This window comes from Brevundimonas subvibrioides, from assembly GCF_027271155.1.
Taxonomy (GTDB): Bacteria; Pseudomonadota; Alphaproteobacteria; order Caulobacterales; family Caulobacteraceae; genus Brevundimonas; species Brevundimonas subvibrioides_D.
Genome location: NZ_CP114542.1, coordinates 2026531 through 2042861 on the forward strand (window position 1 = coordinate 2026531; position 16331 = coordinate 2042861).

Sequence of the window (16331 nt, forward strand, 5' to 3'; positions counted from 1 at the left end):
GTTCGCGCCGACTCAGCCTGCGGCGGATGTACAGGACCGCCGGATGACCGACGCACATCTCTCGAAAGAGACCTTGGCCGCCCCTCGCCGGTCCAATCTGGTGCTCGCCGCCTTCTCCGGCCCCTGCCTGCCCTATGCGGCGATCGGCCTGCCGCTGGCGGTCAGTTTGCCGGCCTTCTACAGCCAGTATGTCGGACTGGATCTGGCGGCGGTGGGGCTGGCCTTCCTGCTGGTGCGCTGCATCGACATCTTCTTCGATCCGGTCGTCGGCTGGGGGATGGACCGGACGACGTCGAAATGGGGCCCCTACCGGACCTGGCTGACGGCCGGCACGCCGATCCTGATGCTGGCGGTATGGTTCATCTTCTTTGTGAAGCCGGGCGCGGGGTTCGGATATCTCTTCGTCTGGCTGCTGGTGCTCTACCTCGGCTTTTCGGTCACCACCCTGGCGCAGCTGGCCTGGGGGGCGGTGCTGGCCCCGCAGTATGACGAGCGCAGCCGCCTTTACGGCTGGTGGCAGTCGGCCAACATCGTCGGCGTGCTGATCGCCCTGTTCATTCCCACCATCGTGCTGCAGGCCGGATGGGGCACCTATGAGGACGGGGTGCGGGCCATGGGGCTGTTCATCCTGATCGGCCTGCCGGTCACCCTGGTCGCCGCCGTCCTGCTGGCGCCCGAGCCGCAGGTGACGCGGGGCGAGACCCACGGCGCGCTGAAGGCCTGGATCGCCCTGATCGTGCGACCGGTGGTGCGCAAGGTGCTGTGGTGCGACCTGTTCCTCGGCATCGCCCCGGGCATCACGGGGGCGCTGCTGTTCTTCTATTTCGAGAGCATCAAGGGCTTCGACCGGGGCCAGAGCCAGATCTTCATGGTGCTGTATTTCGTCGCCGGGCTGATCGCGGCCCCGTTCTGGAGCTGGCTGGCGGTCCGGGTCGGCAAGGACCGGGCGCTGCAGATCGCCTCGATCGCATTCGCCGTCCTGTACGGGCTGGTGGGCTTCCTGCCGGCCGGGAATTTCGCGGTCACGGCCATCGGCCTGTTCATCGCGGGACTGCCCTATGCGGCGGGACTGTTGCTGACCCGGGCGATGATGGCGGATGTGGCCGACGAGGTCCGGCTGGAAACGGGCGAGGACCGGATGGGGCTGCTGTTCTCCTTCCTCAGCCTGACGACCAAGCTGGGCTATGCGATCAGCGTGGGCGTGCTGATCATCCTGGGCTGGGTCGGGTTCGATCAGGCGGTGGGGGCCGTGAACACGCCAACCGCCCTGACGACGCTGACGATCCTGTTCCTGGCGGTGCCGACGGTGCTGCTGGTTCTATCGGCGGTGGTGCTGAGGGCCTATCCGCTGAACGCAGAGCGCCATGCCGAGGTCCGGGCCGGGCTGGCCGCCCGGGATGCAGCATGACCCCCACCGAACGGCTGCGCGAAATCATGGTGCGGCTGCGTGACCCGAACGGCGGCTGCCCGTGGGACGTGGAACAGACCTTCCGGACCATCGCCCCCTATACGATCGAGGAGGCCTATGAAGTCGCCGACGCCATTGAGCGGGGCGATATGGGCGAGTTGAAGAATGAACTGGGGGACCTGCTGTTCCAGGTCGTCTTCCACGCCCGGATGGCCGAGGAACAGGGACTGTTCGCCTATGACGATGTGGCCGAGGCCATGTGCGACAAGCTGATCCGGCGCCATCCTCATGTGTTCGGTGAGGAAGACCCCCAGATCAGCGGACCGGCGCAGAAGCTGCGCTGGGAAGACATCAAGGCGGCCGAGCGGGCGGGAAAGGCCCAGCACGGGGTGCTGGACGACGTGCCGGTGGGCCTGCCCGCCCTGCACCGCGCCGCCAAGCTGACCAGGCGCGCGGCGCGGGTCGGGTTCGACTGGCCGTCCACCGACGAGGTGTTCGCCAAGCTGGACGAGGAGGTCGCCGAGCTGCGCGTCGAGATCGCCGCCGGAGACCTCGACAAGGCCCGCGAGGAAATGGGCGACGTGCTGTTCGTCATCGCCAACCTGGCCCGCAAGCTGGGCGTGGAGCCGGAGGATGCCCTTCGGGGCGCGAACGCCAAGTTCGTGCGGCGCTTCGGCTTCATCGAGGCGGAACTGGCCAGGGACGGGCGAACGCCCGAACAGTCGGATCTGGCCGAGATGGACGCCCTGTGGGATGCGGCGAAGGCGGCCGAGCGGGTCTGACGTCCCTGCCCTGACGGCGTCTGTGCCGGCAGCGGGATTTCCGCGCTGGCGATGTTGGACAGCATGGCCGCGTCATTCCAGCCGGGGCGGTAGGGTGTTCCGGCACCGGCAGACGCCTGGGCCTCGAACACAGTGATGCTGGTGCCGCGGACGCCATGATCCAGCAGCGTTTTCAGTGCGTAAAGGGTTGTCGGTCCGGCACCGACAAAGGCGATCGAGGACATTGCCGGGCTTCAATGCTCAGGTCCGCCGCACGATCCAATGTCGGGTCGCAGACCTATCGAAGCCAACGATCCACTGATGTCACGCGGCCCGCGCGATGACCCGGTCGCGCCCGCTGGCCTTGGCCTCGTAGACACCCTCGTCGGCGCGTTTCAGCAGGGCGTCGGGCGTATCCCCGGCCCCGAACGTTGCTGCCACGCCGATAGAGATGGTCACGGTCAGGTGCTCGCGGCCGCCCATCACGCGGAACGGCGTCGTGCCCACGTCGCGGCGGATGCGTTCGGCGATTCGATGGGCATCCTCGATCGAGGTGCCCGGCATGACCACGACGAACTCCTCGCCGCCAAGACGACACGGAAGGTCCACCGCGCGGACGTTGGTGGCCAGACGCACGGCGAACTCGCGCAGCACCTCGTCGCCGGCCGCGTGCCCGAAGCCGTCGTTGACCTTCTTGAAGTGGTCGATGTCCAGAACCAGCACGGACACAGGCTCGCCACCCAGCACGGCGCGACTGACGAAGGCCTGCAACTGCCCGGCCATATAGCGGCGGTTGTGCAATCCGGTCAGCGCATCGGTGACCGCCATTTCGAGACTGTAGTCGAGCTTTTCGCGCAGGAAGTCCGTGTAACGCTTGCGCCGGACCTGGGTTCGCGCCCGGGCGGAGAGCTCTTCCGGATCGACGGGCTTTGTCAGAATGTCGTTGACGCCCAGCTCAAGCGCCTTGACCAGTCGGGGCCGATCGGCCGGGTCCACCACCGCAAGGATCGGCAGGTGCCGCGTCGGTTCGGCCGATCGCACCTGGGCGATCAGGCGCAGGCCGTCGAACTCTGCCGCCGCGACATTGACGATCATGAGGTCGATAGGGGTCTTGGAGGAGATCAGACCCGCAACGGCATCCGTCTCGATCACCGGACGGTGCTCGCGGATCAGTTCCTCGGCAATCCTGGCCGCCTGACGCGCGTTGTCGTCAACGATCAGGACGCGACCACCCGAGCCACGCAGACGTCCTGCGCCGTCGGTGGTGACGCCCATTCGCCTGCCGCTTTCCTCGCGCTCCCGAAGCTCGTCCATGACCAGTTTCAGCCGCGTCAGCGACCGGACACGCGCGAACAGGACCACGTCGTCCAGGGGTTTGGTGACGAAGTCGTCGGCCCCCGCCTCCAGCCCCTTGATCCGGTCTTCGCGGCCGTCCAGCGCCGTCACCAGCACGATCGGGATATGGTTGGTGGTGGGGTCGAGCTTGATCCGGCGACAGGTCTCGAACCCGTCCATACCCGGCATCATGACATCCAGAAGGATGATGTCCGGCTTCTCGGATGCTGCGAGCCTGATGGCCGTCGCGCCGTCGCCGCAGGTCAGGACGTCGTAATACTCGAGCGTCAGCTTGGCCTCGAGCAGGCGAACATTCGCCTCCACATCGTCGACCACCAGGATACGCGCGGTCATCGACCCCTACCCTGCCAGGACCGGGGTGCCGAGGTGTTTGCGCACCGTCTCCAGGAACGGCATCACCGAGATCGGCTTGGAGATATAGGCCTCGCAGCCGCCCTGCCGGATGCGTTCCTCATCGCCCTTCATGGCGAAGGCGGTGACGGCGATGATCGGGATGTGGGCCAGTTCCTCGTCGTCCTTCAGCCATTTGGTGACTTCCAGGCCGCTGATCTCGGGCAGCTGGATGTCCATCAGGATGAGGTCGGGCATGTGCTGGCGCGCCAACGCCATCGCCTGCAGTCCCTCGCGGGTCTGAAACGTCTGATAGCCCTGGGAATCGAGCAGATCATGAAAAAGCTTCATGTTCAGCTCGTTATCCTCGACGATGAGGACTTTCTTGGACATCTTCACCCGGTCTGCGGCCTCGTTTGACGCGCGAACTGCGCATTGAGGCGTTTCGCCCTCTTCGATTGGGATTGTGCCCCGGGCAGTCTTAAGTTGGGGTGAAGTCGGAATCCCACGCATGGCCATGACCGCCATCTGTCGAGAATGCCTCTGGACCGGAGCGGACGCGGTCGCGCGCTGCCCGGCCTGCGGTTCGCCGCGCGTCGTCTGCGATCCCGAGCTTTCCGGCCTGTCGATCGCCCACCTGGATTGCGATGCCTTCTATGCGTCGGTGGAAAAGCGGGACCGCCCCGAACTGCGCGACCGCCCGGTGATCGTGGGGGGCGGCGTGCGGGGCGTGGTGTCGACCTGCTGCTACATCGCCCGCCAGTCCGGCGTGCATTCGGCCATGCCGATGTTCAAGGCCCTGAAGGCCTGTCCCGACGCGGTCGTCATCAAGCCGAACTTTTCGAAATATGTTCCTGAATCGGAACGTATCTTCGGCATGGTGGGCGAACTGACGCCGCTGGTGCAGACCCTGTCTCTGGACGAGGCCTGGATCGACCTGTCAGGGACCGAGCGGCTGAACGGCGGTCCGCCGGCGCTCCAGCTGATCCGCCTGCAGAAGCGGATCGAGGAGGAGACCGGCCTGTCGGTTTCGATCGGACTGGCCCCAAACCGGTTCCTGGCCAAGATCGCGTCGGAGCTGGACAAGCCACGGGGGTTCTCGGTTATCGGGGCGGCAAATGCCGAGGCCCTGCTGGCACCGAAATCCGTCCGCATCCTGCCCGGCGTGGGCCCCGTCTTCGGCAAGACCCTGATCAGCGACGGCTTTGCCACGGTCGGCGACCTGGCCTCGGCCGATGTGCGCGACCTGGTCAAACGCTACGGGGAGACGGGCCTGCGCCTGCACGACCTGGCCCACGCCCGCGACGCGCGCGCCGTGACCCCCGAGCACGACCGACGCGGCATGAGCGCGGAAAATACCTTCAACACCGACCTGACAACGCAGGAAGAGCTGGAAGCCGAGCTGTGGCCCCTGTGCGAGAAGATCGCCTCCAAGGCCCGTCGTGACGGCGTCGCCAGCCGCGTCGTGATGTTGAAGCTGCGACGCACCGACTTCCGGATCGTCACCCGCCGCACCACCATGCCCGAGCCGGTCCAGACGGCGCGCGCCCTGTTCGCCATAGGCCGCGACCTGCTGAAGCCCGAACTGGGCCGCCCCTATCGCCTGATCGGCATCGGCCTGGCCGACATCCAGGACGCCGAAGACATGCCCCCCGCCCTGTTCGATCGTGGCGAGGCCCGAACCCTGAAAACCGAGACCACGATCGATGCCCTGCGGCAGAAGTTCGGTGCCGGAGCCGTGGTGGCGGGACGCGCGTTGAAGCGTCCTTAAGGCGGTTCGGCCAGACTGCGCCCATGTCCGCCCTTCTCGACAAGATGCGCCGCCGCGCCGGTCGCTATCTGGATGTTCGCCCTGCGCCAATCCAGCCTGAGCGGGGCACCTTCAGCCTTTCGTTCGACGACATTCCCGCCACCGCCTGGACCGAGGCCGGGCCGATCCTGGCCGAGCACGGGATCAAGGCGACCTATTTCGTCTGTGGGGGACTGGAGAGCGGTTCGAACCTGGACCGGCCGCAGTTCACCACGGCGCACCTTCAGGCCCTGTTCGAGGCGGGTCATGAGGTGGGATGCCATACTTTCAGCCATGCGAACGCCCTGCGGATGCCGGCGTCCGATTATGCGGAAGACCTCGACCGCAACGCGGCCTGGGTGGCCGAGCGTCTGGACGGGCACCGCATGACCGCCTTCGCCTGGCCGTTCGGCGATGTGGCGCGGGCCACGAAGGCCGTGATCGCAGACCGCTTCGACCTGGGTCGGGGCGTCGGTGACGGGGTCAACGCCGGCACGGCCGACCGCACGAACCTGAAGGCCATCGGTCTGGAGGCCCGGCGCCTGCCCGGCTATGACCTCGAAGCCCTGATGGCGGAAACGGCCGGGCGGAAGGGCTGGCTGATCGCCTGTGGCCATGACGTGATGGATGGACCGACCCCTTACGGCTGCACACCCGACGATCTGGACCGGATGATCCGGCTGGCCAGGGCAGCGGGGCTGGAGATCATGCCGATCGGCGCGGCCTGGGCACGGATGGCGGGCTAGGCCGCCGCCTGCATCTCCAGCGCAACCTTCCGCTGTTCGGCCCACGGGATCAGGGCGCTGCGTGGCCAGGCGACCAGCCAGGAGCTCGGGGTGTATTCTCCGCGCTCGATCAGGGCCTTGCGCGTCGGCGAGGACGCGCTCGCCCGTTCGGAATGGATCGGGGCCGGTCCCTGGTGGATGATGAAGGCACCGCCCTTCAGGGGGTTCAGCCGCAGATAGGCCAGGCGGGGGCTGATGGTTTCCAGCGGGGGATCGAAGAACCAGCTCGATCCGAACATCCCGGCCACATCGGGCCGTGTCTTGCAGATCGCCGCGCCCGTCGCCCAGGTGCGGTCCCAGCCGGCCTCGTTGAAATCGACCAGTTGGCGGCCTTCGGTGTGGGTTTCGAGCCAGGGCCGGTCCCAGCCGCGAGCCTGAGTATAGCGGATCAAGGATGCCCATCCGTGACCGTGAAGTCCGTTCCGGACCACCTGACCCGGTCCCAGCGGGGACGACAGATCGATGTTCTGCGTCAGGCTGCCGGGAACACTCAGGACGAGCGCCAGCCGCACATCCTTGGCCCAGTGGTCGGCGTCATAGTTCGCGTCGCTGTCGGCCGCCGACGTCAGGAACTCGGCCATCCTGTCGAGCCAGTAGGGATAAAGCTCCATCACCTCGCCCGGCAGGGCCGCCTGTTTCGCCCGACCGGGCAACTCCAGCGCCCAGGTGGCGACGAGGGCGCGGCGCATGGCGTCGGTCGCATCGGGACCGAGAGCCTGATCGGCGGCATGGGCGGGCAGATCGAAATTCCAGTGCCGCGCGGCGGTCGTTGCCGGCTCCACGGCCTCGACCGAGGCGATATCGACCCGCACCCGATCTTCGGCGCTCAGGCGGGCCCGGACGGCGTTGAACGCCGCGACCTGGCTGGGAGAAAGCGTTTCCATGGCCTGGACGATGCCACACGCCGGTTAATGTCTCCTGCCCATGCGACGCAGGGGGAGGAGACGCCGCGCGCGACCCGCGCTAAACCCCCGCCGACCCCTCTCTGGAGCCCGACATGTCCATCACCGCCCGCCTGGCCGAACTCGGCATCGCCCTGCCCCAGCCCGCTGCGGCCGTGGCCAACTATGTGCCCTTCGTGCGCACCGGCAATCTGATCCACATCTCGGGCCAGCTGTCGAACGATGCGTCGGGCGGGCTCAAGGGCACGGTCGGCGAGGACGTCACCCCGGAACAGGCCCAGGCCGGCGCCCGCCTGTGCGGCATCAACCTGCTGGCCCAGCTGAGCGCCGCGCTGGACGGGGACCTCGACCGCGTCGTCCGTATCGTCAAGCTGGGCGGCTTCGTTCAGGCCGGCCCGGGCTTCACCGCCATTCCCGCCGTCATCAACGGCTGTTCGGACCTGATGGTCGAGGTGTTCGGCGACGCAGGCCGCCACGCCCGCTCGGCCGTCGGCGTCTATCAGCTGCCCCTCGGCTTTGCCGTCGAGGTGGACGCCATCGTCGAGGTGCGGTGACTCCTCAGCCAGAGTTCACCCTCCAGGTCCACGACAGCATCGCGGCCATCGGGCGCGAGGCGTGGGACGCCTGCGCCGGTCCGACCGGCGATCCGTTCGTCAGCTTCGACTTCCTGCACGCCTGTGAAGCCTCGGGCAGCGCGGTCGCGAGGCAGGGCTGGGGTCCGCGCCATCTGACCCTGATGGGGCCGGACGAGGCGGTCCTCGGGTGCATGCCCCTCTATCTGAAGGGCCACAGCCAGGGCGAATACGTCTTCGACCATTCCTGGGCCGACGCCTGGCAGCGGGCGGGCGGGCAGTACTATCCCAAACTGCTGGGAGCGGTGCCCTTCACCCCCGCGACCGGGCCCCGGTTCCTGCATGCGCCCGGGACGGACGAGGCCACGGTCCGCGCGGCCCTGATCCAGGGTGCCCTGACCCTGACGCAGCGCCTGGAAGTGTCGTCGCTGCACGTCAACTTCCCGACCGAGCCCGAATGGTCGGCCATGGGCGAGGCCGGGATGCTGCGTCGCCAGGACATGCAGTTTATCTGGAGGAACGACGGCTACGCCACCTTCGACGAATTTCTGGCCGCCCTGTCGTCGAACCGGAGGAAGACCATCCGGCGCGAACGCCGCGACGCCCAAACCGGTCTCGACATCCGCATCCTGACCGGTCCGGACATTCTGGAGGCCCACTGGGATGCCTTTTTCGAATTCTATCAGGACACGGGGGCCCGAAAATGGGGCCGCCCCTATCTGACCCGCGCCTTCTTCTCCATGATCGGGGAGACGATGACCGACCGCATCGCCCTGGTCATGGCGTTCCGCGACGAGACGCCCGTCGCCGGTGCCCTGAACTTCATCGGCCGCGACGCCCTGTATGGCCGTCAGTGGGGCGCGCTGGAGGAGGTGCCCTTCCTCCATTTCGAGCTCTGCTACTATCAGGCCATCGATTTCGCCATCGCGCGTGGCCTGTCCCGCGTCGAGGCGGGGGCGCAAGGGCAGCACAAGATCGCCCGCGGCTACCTGCCCTCCTCCGTCTATTCCGCCCACTGGATCGCGGACCCGGCCCTGCGGACGCCGGTGGCGCGGTATCTGGAGCAGGAGCGCAGTGGCGTGGAAGCGGAGATCTTGGCGATGACGGCGGAGCTGTCGCCGTATCGGGCCTCCTGAAGAGACAACGGGCCTGACCGGCCTCCCTCACATCCCATTCGCGATGCGCGGATCCGGTCGTTTCCAGGACTGGACCGACCCGTATGTCAGCGACCGCCATACCCATTCGAGGGGTCCATACCGGTAGAACCTGAGCCAGAAGGAACTGGCGATAACCTGCAGAAGAAAAAGGAGAATGGAAACGCCGAGCCCCGCAGACACGCCGAGTTTTCCCATCAGTCCCGCGCCATAGCCATAGAACAGAAGTCCAAGGACGACCGATTGCAGGATGTAGTTCGTGAAGGCCATCTGCCCTGCCGGAGCCGCCCAATTCACGAGCCATCCGGGACGGCTGGACGAGATGACCCAGACGAGCGCGGCATAGCCCACCGCCAGCAGGACAGGCGCAGCGCCGGTCGACACGGACCCGATCCATCCGGGTGCCACGCCCGGGATCGCGGTGATCGACGCAGCCGCCCCCAGGACGACCAGAACGGCGCCCGCGCTGCGGATCGGTGACCTTGCGCCATGGCCGGGTTTCAGGGCTCCGGATCGCCAGATGAGCGCGCCCAGAAGCATGAGGGCGACGGTCCTCGGGAAGACGTAGGCATGCAGTTTCGCGATCTGTGGCAACTCCTCGATGCGGAACCGCAAGACCTCAAGGAACGAGCCGCTGCCGTAGACGGCGCGGGCCGTGGTCACATGGGAGTCTATCCACTCCGCAGAGGGAAAGCTGAACGGCAAGGGTAGCCATGGCACTACGAGATAGAGCAGCATCGCGCCCGCAGCCGCCACGCCGAGGGTCAAGCGGGAGCGACCCAGAAGCGGAATGACGACAAGTCCTGCGATGGCGTACTCGGTCAGAATGTCGCCATTCCAGATCAGGGTCAGGTGAACGACGCCGAACATCAGGAGGACGAGCAGGCGCCGGACCAGAACACGGCTTCGGCTGCTCTCGCGCAGGCGGTCGAACTGCATCGCAAGGCCGACGCCGAACAACAGCGAGAATACGGCGAACGCCTTGAACTCGATCAGGAGGCCGAACAGCATCGAGACAAGGCGATCGAACGACGATGATGCGGCCGCGAGCGCGGCAGGCTGGAACTGTTCGAACAGCGTCACCCGGAACTCGCTGTCCAGATTGATGATCAGAACGCCGAAGAGCGCCAGGCCGCGCACCGTGTCGAGGCTATGGATTCTCGCGCCCTGAGACGTCGGTCCATCCCCCGGCGGGTTTAGTTTCGGCGGGCCGGTCAGTCGGGTGCCGGGTTTCATCTGCGATCTCCCTCTCCCCCACCGTGCACCCCGGCGCAGGCCGGGGTCCAGATGGCAGATGCTCCGGACCGGTTCAGCGTGCCCGGCACCAAATCCCGCCATCGAGTCCGTGATCTGGACCCCGGCCTGCGCCGGGGTGCACGGAGGGAGGGCGAAGGCGTATGGTTGGACGAATCCCATGCCCATCCGTCGCCTCCCCCCCGAGACCGTCAACCGCATCGCCGCCGGCGAGGTGGTCGAACGCCCGGCCAGCGCCATCAAGGAGCTGGTCGAGAACGCGCTGGACGCCGGGGCGACCCGGATCGAGGTCCAGGCGGACGGCGGCGGCCTGTCGCGCATCCTGATCGCCGACGACGGCCATGGCATGGCCCCGGACCAGCTGGCCCTCGCCGTCGAGCGCCATGCGACCTCCAAGCTGGAGCCGGATGACGCCGGCGACGTCGACCTGTTGCGCATCTCGACCCTGGGCTTCCGGGGGGAGGCCCTGCCCTCCATCGGCTCGGTCGCCCGGCTGATGATCACCAGCCGCAGCCCCGGAGGCGACGCCCACCAGATCACGGTCGAGGGCGGCGACACCCGCCCCGTGGCCCCCGCCGCCTTCCCCGGCCCGCACGGCGCCCGCGTCGAGGTCCGCGACCTGTTCTATGCCACCCCGGCCCGGCTCAAATTCATGAAGTCGGAACGGTCCGAGGCCATGGCCATCTCGGAGGAGATCAGGCGTCAGGCCATGGCGCATGAAGGCGTGGCCTTCACCCTCGATCTCGACGGCCGCACGACCCTGCGCCTGCCCGCCGAACACCCGGGCGACGCGGGCCGCCTGAAACGGCTCGCCGCCCTGCTGGGCCGGGATTTCGAGGCCAACGCCCTGCTGATCGACCAGTCGCGCGAGGGTATCCGGCTGTCGGGCTATGCGGGCCTGCCGACCTATTCGCGCGGCAACGGCGGGCACCAGTATCTGTTCGTCAACGGCCGCCCGGTCCGCGACCGGCTGCTGCAGGGGGCGCTGCGCGGGGCCTATGCCGACTTCCTCGCCCGCGACCGGCATCCGGCGGCGGTGCTGTTCCTCGAGATCGATCCCCTGTTCGTCGACGTCAATGTCCACCCGGCCAAGGCCGAGGTCCGCTTCCGCGACCCCGCCCTGGTGCGCGGCCTGATCGTCGGGGCGCTGAGACATGCGCTCCACGCCGCCGGGCACCGTGCCTCGACCACCGTCGCCGACAATGTGCTGGCGGGGTTCACGGCCCACACCGGGGCGGCGTTCAGCCCGACCTCGTCCCGGTCGCAAGGCTTTGCCGCCAGCGGCTTCAGCGGCTGGACCGGCTGGGACCGCCCGGTCGCGGCCCAGGAGATCCCCGGTCTCGGTGAACGCTCCGCCCGCGTCGAGGCGGGGTGGGCCATCGGAGAGGGCGACCTCGCCACCCGCCACGCGCCACTCGCCACTGTCCCGGACCCCATCGACCAGCCCCTGGGGGCCGCCCGCGCCCAGGTGCACGGCACCTATATCGTCGCCCAGACGCGCGACGGCATCGTCGTGGTCGACCAGCATGCCGCCCACGAACGCCTCGTCTATGAGCGGATGAAGACCCAGATGGCGCAAGGGTCCGTCACCCGTCAGGCCCTCTTGACCCCCGAAGTCGTCGAGCTGGACCCGGCCGAGGCTGACCGTGTTGTCGCCCGTGCTGACGAACTGGCGCAACTGGGCCTGATCGTCGAGCCGTTCGGCGGCGGGGCCGTGCTGGTGCGCGAGACGCCCGCCCTGCTCGGCGACACCGACGTGCAAGGCCTGATCCGCGACATCGCCGACGACCTGGCCGAGCACGGCGCGGCCCTGGCCCTGTCCGAGCGCCTCGGCGAGGTCTGCGGCACCATGGCCTGCCACGGCTCCGTCCGCGCCGGTCGCGTCCTGTCCGCGCCGGAGATGAACGCCCTCCTCCGCCAGATGGAGGCCACCCCGCACAGCGGCCAGTGCAACCACGGGCGGCCGACCTATGTGGAGCTGAAGCTGGCGGATCTGGAGAAGCTGTTCGGGCGGCGGTGACAGGTGGGATCAGGTCGCACCAGAGCAAGAAACGGACGTCGTCGCGTCGCCTGAAGATGACATCGCGCCGCCAGGTCGAAACGCGATGGGAGCCTGCTTTTTGGCCTACGGCTGAAGTCGGAGCCCGACCCGTTGCGGACCTTAGCAGCGTGGGAAACACTCCATCCTCAGGGACATGCCCATGCGACTTTTCCGGAATGCTTTAGCGGCGGCTGCCCTCGTGACATGGGGCATCTTTCTGAAGTTCCGATCCTGGCTTGGTCGTAATGGCCCGGACCTACCCACAGGCGACAATGTGGTTCGGCTCTCGGACCATGGTGACCCGTTTTACATCTCTGTTCAGCAGCAATGGGTGCTGAACGGCCTGATGGTGTTGCCGTTCTTGATCTTCATCCTCGCGGTCTGGATCGACAGGAGAAACCGCTGACCAAATGGCGCGGCGCGTCCGCTTTTCACCCTACGGCGACCGTTTGTTTTCGACCCATAGCGGAGGCTCAGATGCGTCGCGCTGCTCATGAGCTATAGCCACTGGCCTGTGGTCGCCATTATCGAAATGAAAGCCGCGACAAAGCAGAACCAGCCATTCAAAAGCACGAGACCAAAGACTGGCAGTCGTGCCTTCTTCGCTTTCACGATAGCGAAAACGCTCAAGCCGATGGTCAAGCCGGCTGCCAAAATCCCTAGCACGTCAGCATGAAATCCTGTTTGCGGTCCGTAAGCTGAACGCGCATGGAGACCGGCCCAGACGGCAAGCGCGATCCACGGTAGCGGCAGAATGAGTGTCGGCCATGCTTGTGACCAGCCAGCCTTGGCTCTCCAAATCAGCATCACCAATGTTGCGATCCAGATCACAGCAACGACCAAGCCGACAATGTTCAGCGTCGCCTGCTCGATAATCCAGAGCGGTAGTTTAAGTGCGTCCGGGAGCGATGGCATCGATAGATACTCCCCCTATAATGTCCGCTGTCCACCCCTAGGCTTCTGTCCGCTCTCGACCCTAAGCGGACACCTGACTAAGCGGGGCGTCGCCATTGCAGGGGGAGTTCGACCTCCTGCCCAATGTGAGCATCATCGGCCAAAAATAGTGCTGACATGCACAAGCCCCACTCTCCAAGCCTGACGTTTGTGGTGCTGCGAACGACGCATCGTTCCAACTCTCCGGCTACACCAACTCGACAACGGAGACGAGCCGAGCCGTCTGGAATGTCGGTAACCGGCGGCTGGCAGCGAGCGATCTCGTCAGGCGTGGGAGTGCGTTTCCATCGGGTGGATGCCGACTGATCCTGAACCGCAGCCGGGGCAAACCCGCATCCGCTGAGTAGAACCGCCACTGTCGCGAACCGAAGGGGAAAGTGTCGTCTCATAGTGAGAGGATAGGCACACGGAGGGTCCGCTTTCCACCCGCAGCGGACGCTTGCCAGGTCCGCGCTGCACAAGTCCCCCGGACACACGGGCCGCCCGATGGCGGGGGTCCCGAAGGTCCCGGACAAGTCAGAATCCGGCCTATACTCCCCCCATGCCCTCCGTCCTGTTCGTCTGTCTCGGCAACATCTGTCGCTCGCCGCTGGCGGAAGCTGCCCTGCGCGCCGAGGCCGAACGGCTGGAGCTCGACCTGGTCGTGGACTCGGCCGGCACCGGCGACTGGCACATCGGCGATCCGCCCGACCCCCGCGCCCGCGCGGTCGCCGCCCGCCACGGCATCGACATCTCCGGTTACCGGGGTCGGCAGGTGAAACCCGCCGATTTCCGGCGGTTCACCCATATCGTCGCGCTGGACCTCGACAACCTCGCCAATCTGCGCCGGCTGGCTCCCGCCGACGCGGTTGCAGAGCTCAGCCTTGCGCTGGACCATGTGCCGGGTCGGGAAGGCCAGCCGGTAACTGATCCGTATTTCGGCGACGACGACGGCTTCGACGTCACCTGGGAAGAGGTCACGGCCGCAGCGGTCGGGCTGGCTCAGGCGCTCAGGACCCGCCGGCCATAGGCCGCCATCGCCTCTGCCATCCATTCCGCCAGCCCCGGTCGGATGCCCTCGTAGCGGGCGTGGAAGTCCGGATTTTCAACATACATCCGGCCCAGCCCCGCATAGGCCTCTGCGGTCGGCCCCATCTTCCAGGTCTTCGCGACCCAGGCGTGATGCCGTTGCAGCAAAGGATCCAGGGCCGGATCATCGGATGCCGCCCCCTCAGCCATCGCGCGCGCGAAATCGGCTTCCATTCCGGCGACCTCGGCCAGCCAGCTGTCGCGCTCTGCCTGCGACAGGGCTGCCATCGCCGCCTTGCCCGCCTCGATGCGGTCCTGAGCCGGCTGGCCGTATCGTTCGACGATCCAGGCCTCGTATCCGGCCTGTTTTTCCGGGCTGAAGCCCTCGTATAGCTGCTTGTCCATGACAGTCGCTCGTCCTTCCAGTTCGGCGATCGTGCGGTCGATCGTCCGGGCCAGACGGCGATAGCGGTCCGCTTCCTGCTCCAGCCGCGCCCGCTGCTGTCGCAGGGCCGTCAGCCGGTCGGAGTCTCCGGCCTCCAGCAGGGCCGGAATGTCGCTGAGCGGCACTCCGAACTCCCGATGGATCAGGATCTGCTGCAGGCGCAGCAGCTCCGTTCGCCCGTAGTAGCGGTATCCATTCTCGCCGACCGTCGCGGGCTTCAGCACTCCGATGGCGTCATAGTGGTGCAGCGTCCGGACCGAGGTCCCGGACAGCCTGGCCAGCTGGCTGACGGTATGGAGGGCGTGGCGCGCGTCGTTCCGCATGGACACCCCTATGGGGTCTTACGCCACCTCAGGGTCAAGCCGCAAAAACAGCACCCGCGCCGCCCCATAGTCGCGCGCGTCCAGCCGCTCATAGCCCGGCGTCTCGATCTCCGGCTCGTCCGACCCGCGCTCGAACACGACGAGCGCGCCGGGTTTCAGCCAATTGCCCTCCAGCAACCGTTGCAGCGACTGCTCGCCCAATCCTCTGCCATAGGGCGGGTCGAGGAAGGCGAGGTCGAAGGCTTCGCCGTCCGATCCCGGCCGCGCGCCCAGATCGATCGCGCTGCGTCGATGCACGCGCGTGGCCCCCATGACCCCGAAGGTGTCCGCGTTCTCGCGGATCGCGCCGCGCGCCGCCTCGTCCGTCTCCACGAACAGGCCGAAGGCGGCCCCCCGGCTCATGGCCTCGAACCCCAGGGCTCCCGACCCCGCGAACAGGTCCATGACCCGCGCGCCGGCCAGGGGCTCGGCCCAGGCGGCATGTTCCAGCACGTTGAAAATCGCCTGCCGCGCGCGGTCGGAGGTCGGGCGCGTCCCCTGCCCCTCCGGCGCGACGATGGCCCGGCCCTTCAGCTTCCCGGCGACGATCCTCAACCTAGCGGTACCGCTTCTCGGCCAAACCGCGCGCGAGCAGGATGACGACGGCCATCGCGAAGCACACGGCTGGCAGCCACAACTCCACACCCCCTCCGACCACGCCGAACATCAGCATCGATCCGGCCGAGATCAGCCCCGGCAACAGACCGGCGGACAGGATCGCCGTGACCCGTCGAGAGACGTGGACAGCCGGATCGACCGCGTGGTTCACAAACACCGCCCATGCCAACATTGCGCCCTGGACAAGCCCGGCGGCGCTGACCACCCCCAGATAGATCAGGAAGGCCTCGCCCCTCGGGCCATCGATGTAGAGCAGGTTGGTCATAAACGGCATCAGGGCGATCAGGCCGAGCAACAGCAGGTTCAGCAGGAAGACGCCTGTCGTGAACCGCCTGATCTGGGTGAACATGCGTCGATGGGAGGTCCAGAAGATTCCGATGACGAGGAAGCTCAGCGCATAGGCCGCGAACCCCGGCCAGCCCTGCCTCAACAGCTGCGCCGCTGTCCCGTCCCAGTCGTGCGGAGGGTGCAGCTCGATCGACAACAGGGTGATAGCGATGGCGAACACGCCGTCGGAGAAGAACAGCAGCCGATCGAGGCTGTTGTCCTTCGGATGCGCGTGGTCGTGCGCGGAATCAGTCATGGCGGAGCC

At 67.0% G+C, this 16331-nt stretch carries 17 protein-coding genes and 1 pseudogene; 9 read left to right on the plus strand and 9 right to left on the minus strand.

Annotated features, from left to right (window positions below):
• Positions 1-43: 43 nt before the first annotated feature.
• Entirely contained in the window at positions 44-1408 is a 1365-nt protein-coding gene (locus tag O3139_RS10265; RefSeq protein WP_269513988.1) for an MFS transporter, read from the plus strand.
• Positions 1405-2190: a nucleoside triphosphate pyrophosphohydrolase gene (gene mazG, locus O3139_RS10270; protein WP_269513989.1), complete on the plus strand. Its 786-nt coding sequence runs from the start codon at positions 1405-1407 to the stop codon at positions 2188-2190. Before O3139_RS10265 ends, mazG begins: the two co-directional genes overlap by 4 nt.
• 53 nt (positions 2191-2243) lie before the next feature.
• Here mazG and O3139_RS10275 read toward each other — a convergent pair.
• From O3139_RS10275 to O3139_RS10285, 3 genes and pseudogenes are all read right to left on the minus strand, one after another.
• Positions 2244-2414: pseudogene (locus O3139_RS10275) on the minus strand (FAD/NAD(P)-binding protein); the annotation flags it as partial.
• Positions 2415-2493: 79 nt separating this feature from the next.
• Positions 2494-3858 carry a PleD family two-component system response regulator gene (locus O3139_RS10280; protein ID WP_269513990.1) on the minus strand — a complete coding sequence of 455 codons (1365 nt, stop codon included), beginning with the start codon at positions 3856-3858 and terminating at the stop codon, positions 2494-2496.
• Between the two features lie 6 nt (positions 3859-3864).
• Positions 3865-4248 (minus strand): response regulator, encoded by a 384-nt coding sequence (locus tag O3139_RS10285; protein ID WP_269513991.1) that lies wholly within the window; start codon positions 4246-4248, stop codon positions 3865-3867.
• 118 nt (positions 4249-4366) lie between these two features.
• On the opposite strand from O3139_RS10285, the gene O3139_RS10290 reads away from it, so the two are divergent.
• Complete coding sequence (locus O3139_RS10290) at positions 4367-5626, plus strand: DNA polymerase IV (protein ID WP_269513992.1); 1260 nt, start codon at positions 4367-4369, stop codon at positions 5624-5626.
• 23 nt (positions 5627-5649) lie between these two features.
• On the plus strand, positions 5650-6390 hold the full coding sequence (locus O3139_RS10295) for a polysaccharide deacetylase family protein (protein WP_269513993.1): 741 nt from the start codon (positions 5650-5652) through the stop codon (positions 6388-6390).
• Here the strand turns inward: O3139_RS10295 and O3139_RS10300 are convergent.
• Positions 6387-7313 (minus strand): hypothetical protein, encoded by a 927-nt coding sequence (locus O3139_RS10300; RefSeq protein WP_269513994.1) that lies wholly within the window; start codon positions 7311-7313, stop codon positions 6387-6389. The two genes, O3139_RS10295 and O3139_RS10300, sit on opposite strands and share 4 nt — an antisense overlap.
• A 113-nt stretch (positions 7314-7426) precedes the next feature.
• Here O3139_RS10300 and O3139_RS10305 point away from each other — a divergent pair, with 113 nt between their 5' ends.
• Together O3139_RS10305 and O3139_RS10310 are read left to right on the plus strand one after the other, a co-directional pair.
• Complete coding sequence (locus O3139_RS10305; protein ID WP_269513995.1) at positions 7427-7885, plus strand: RidA family protein; 459 nt, start codon at positions 7427-7429, stop codon at positions 7883-7885.
• Complete coding sequence (locus tag O3139_RS10310; RefSeq protein WP_269513996.1) at positions 7882-9039, plus strand: GNAT family N-acetyltransferase; 1158 nt, start codon at positions 7882-7884, stop codon at positions 9037-9039. The genes O3139_RS10305 and O3139_RS10310 overlap by 4 nt, the downstream gene beginning before the upstream one ends.
• Before the next feature lie 27 nt (positions 9040-9066).
• Here O3139_RS10310 and O3139_RS10315 read toward each other — a convergent pair whose 3' ends face one another.
• Positions 9067-10293, minus strand: a complete 1227-nt coding sequence (locus O3139_RS10315; RefSeq protein ID WP_269513997.1) for a DUF418 domain-containing protein — start codon at positions 10291-10293, stop codon at positions 9067-9069.
• Positions 10294-10471: 178 nt separating this feature from the next.
• Here O3139_RS10315 and mutL point away from each other — a divergent pair, with 178 nt between their 5' ends.
• Together mutL and O3139_RS10325 are read left to right on the plus strand one after the other, a co-directional pair.
• Positions 10472-12331 (plus strand): DNA mismatch repair endonuclease MutL, encoded by a 1860-nt coding sequence (gene mutL / locus O3139_RS10320; RefSeq protein WP_269513998.1) that lies wholly within the window; start codon positions 10472-10474, stop codon positions 12329-12331.
• Positions 12332-12512: 181 nt separating this feature from the next.
• Entirely contained in the window at positions 12513-12758 is a 246-nt protein-coding gene (locus tag O3139_RS10325; RefSeq protein ID WP_269513999.1) for a hypothetical protein, read from the plus strand.
• Between the two features lie 92 nt (positions 12759-12850).
• Here the strand turns inward: O3139_RS10325 and O3139_RS10330 are convergent, their stop codons facing one another.
• Positions 12851-13267, minus strand: coding sequence for a hypothetical protein (locus tag O3139_RS10330; protein ID WP_269514000.1), 417 nt, complete (start codon positions 13265-13267; stop codon positions 12851-12853).
• A gap of 580 nt (positions 13268-13847) precedes the next feature.
• Between O3139_RS10330 and O3139_RS10335 the strand changes: the two genes are divergently transcribed.
• Entirely contained in the window at positions 13848-14315 is a 468-nt protein-coding gene (locus O3139_RS10335) for a low molecular weight protein-tyrosine-phosphatase (protein WP_269514001.1), read from the plus strand.
• Here the strand turns inward: O3139_RS10335 and O3139_RS10340 are convergent.
• Genes O3139_RS10340 through O3139_RS10350 form a run of 3 tightly spaced genes read right to left on the minus strand, consistent with a single transcriptional unit; the run spans position 14288 to position 16322 of the window.
• Positions 14288-15082: a MerR family transcriptional regulator gene (locus O3139_RS10340; RefSeq protein ID WP_269514002.1), complete on the minus strand. Its 795-nt coding sequence runs from the start codon at positions 15080-15082 to the stop codon at positions 14288-14290. The two genes, O3139_RS10335 and O3139_RS10340, sit on opposite strands and share 28 nt — an antisense overlap.
• Positions 15083-15100: 18 nt before the next feature.
• The gene (gene rsmD / locus O3139_RS10345; protein WP_269514003.1) at positions 15101-15676 is read right to left on the minus strand and encodes a 16S rRNA (guanine(966)-N(2))-methyltransferase RsmD; all 576 of its coding nucleotides are present in this window, start codon (positions 15674-15676) and stop codon (positions 15101-15103) included.
• A 1-nt stretch (position 15677) separates the two neighbouring features.
• Positions 15678-16322 carry a TMEM175 family protein gene (locus tag O3139_RS10350; RefSeq protein ID WP_269514004.1) on the minus strand — a complete coding sequence of 215 codons (645 nt, stop codon included), beginning with the start codon at positions 16320-16322 and terminating at the stop codon, positions 15678-15680.
• Between the last annotated feature and the right edge of the window lie 9 nt (positions 16323-16331).

Bases quoted from the DNA above. Each gene is read 5' to 3' on its own strand.
- O3139_RS10330 (WP_269514000.1), bottom strand. From the start codon at position 13,267: ATGCCATCGCTCCCGGACGCACTTAAACTACCGCTCTGGATTATCGAG.
- O3139_RS10300 (WP_269513994.1), bottom strand. From the start codon at position 7,313: ATGGAAACGCTTTCTCCCAGCCAGGTCGCGGCGTTCAACGCCGTCCGG.
- mutL (WP_269513998.1), top strand. From the start codon at position 10,472: ATGCCCATCCGTCGCCTCCCCCCCGAGACCGTCAACCGCATCGCCGCC.
- O3139_RS10340 (WP_269514002.1), bottom strand. From the start codon at position 15,082: ATGCGGAACGACGCGCGCCACGCCCTCCATACCGTCAGCCAGCTGGCC.
- O3139_RS10315 (WP_269513997.1), bottom strand. From the start codon at position 10,293: ATGAAACCCGGCACCCGACTGACCGGCCCGCCGAAACTAAACCCGCCG.
- O3139_RS10285 (WP_269513991.1), bottom strand. From the start codon at position 4,248: ATGTCCAAGAAAGTCCTCATCGTCGAGGATAACGAGCTGAACATGAAG.
- O3139_RS10335 (WP_269514001.1), top strand. From the start codon at position 13,848: ATGCCCTCCGTCCTGTTCGTCTGTCTCGGCAACATCTGTCGCTCGCCG.
- O3139_RS10350 (WP_269514004.1), bottom strand. From the start codon at position 16,322: ATGACTGATTCCGCGCACGACCACGCGCATCCGAAGGACAACAGCCTC.
- O3139_RS10265 (WP_269513988.1), top strand. From the start codon at position 44: ATGACCGACGCACATCTCTCGAAAGAGACCTTGGCCGCCCCTCGCCGG.
- O3139_RS10305 (WP_269513995.1), top strand. From the start codon at position 7,427: ATGTCCATCACCGCCCGCCTGGCCGAACTCGGCATCGCCCTGCCCCAG.
- O3139_RS10280 (WP_269513990.1), bottom strand. From the start codon at position 3,858: ATGACCGCGCGTATCCTGGTGGTCGACGATGTGGAGGCGAATGTTCGC.
- O3139_RS10325 (WP_269513999.1), top strand. From the start codon at position 12,513: ATGCGACTTTTCCGGAATGCTTTAGCGGCGGCTGCCCTCGTGACATGG.
- O3139_RS10295 (WP_269513993.1), top strand. From the start codon at position 5,650: ATGTCCGCCCTTCTCGACAAGATGCGCCGCCGCGCCGGTCGCTATCTG.
- mazG (WP_269513989.1), top strand. From the start codon at position 1,405: ATGACCCCCACCGAACGGCTGCGCGAAATCATGGTGCGGCTGCGTGAC.
- O3139_RS10290 (WP_269513992.1), top strand. From the start codon at position 4,367: ATGGCCATGACCGCCATCTGTCGAGAATGCCTCTGGACCGGAGCGGAC.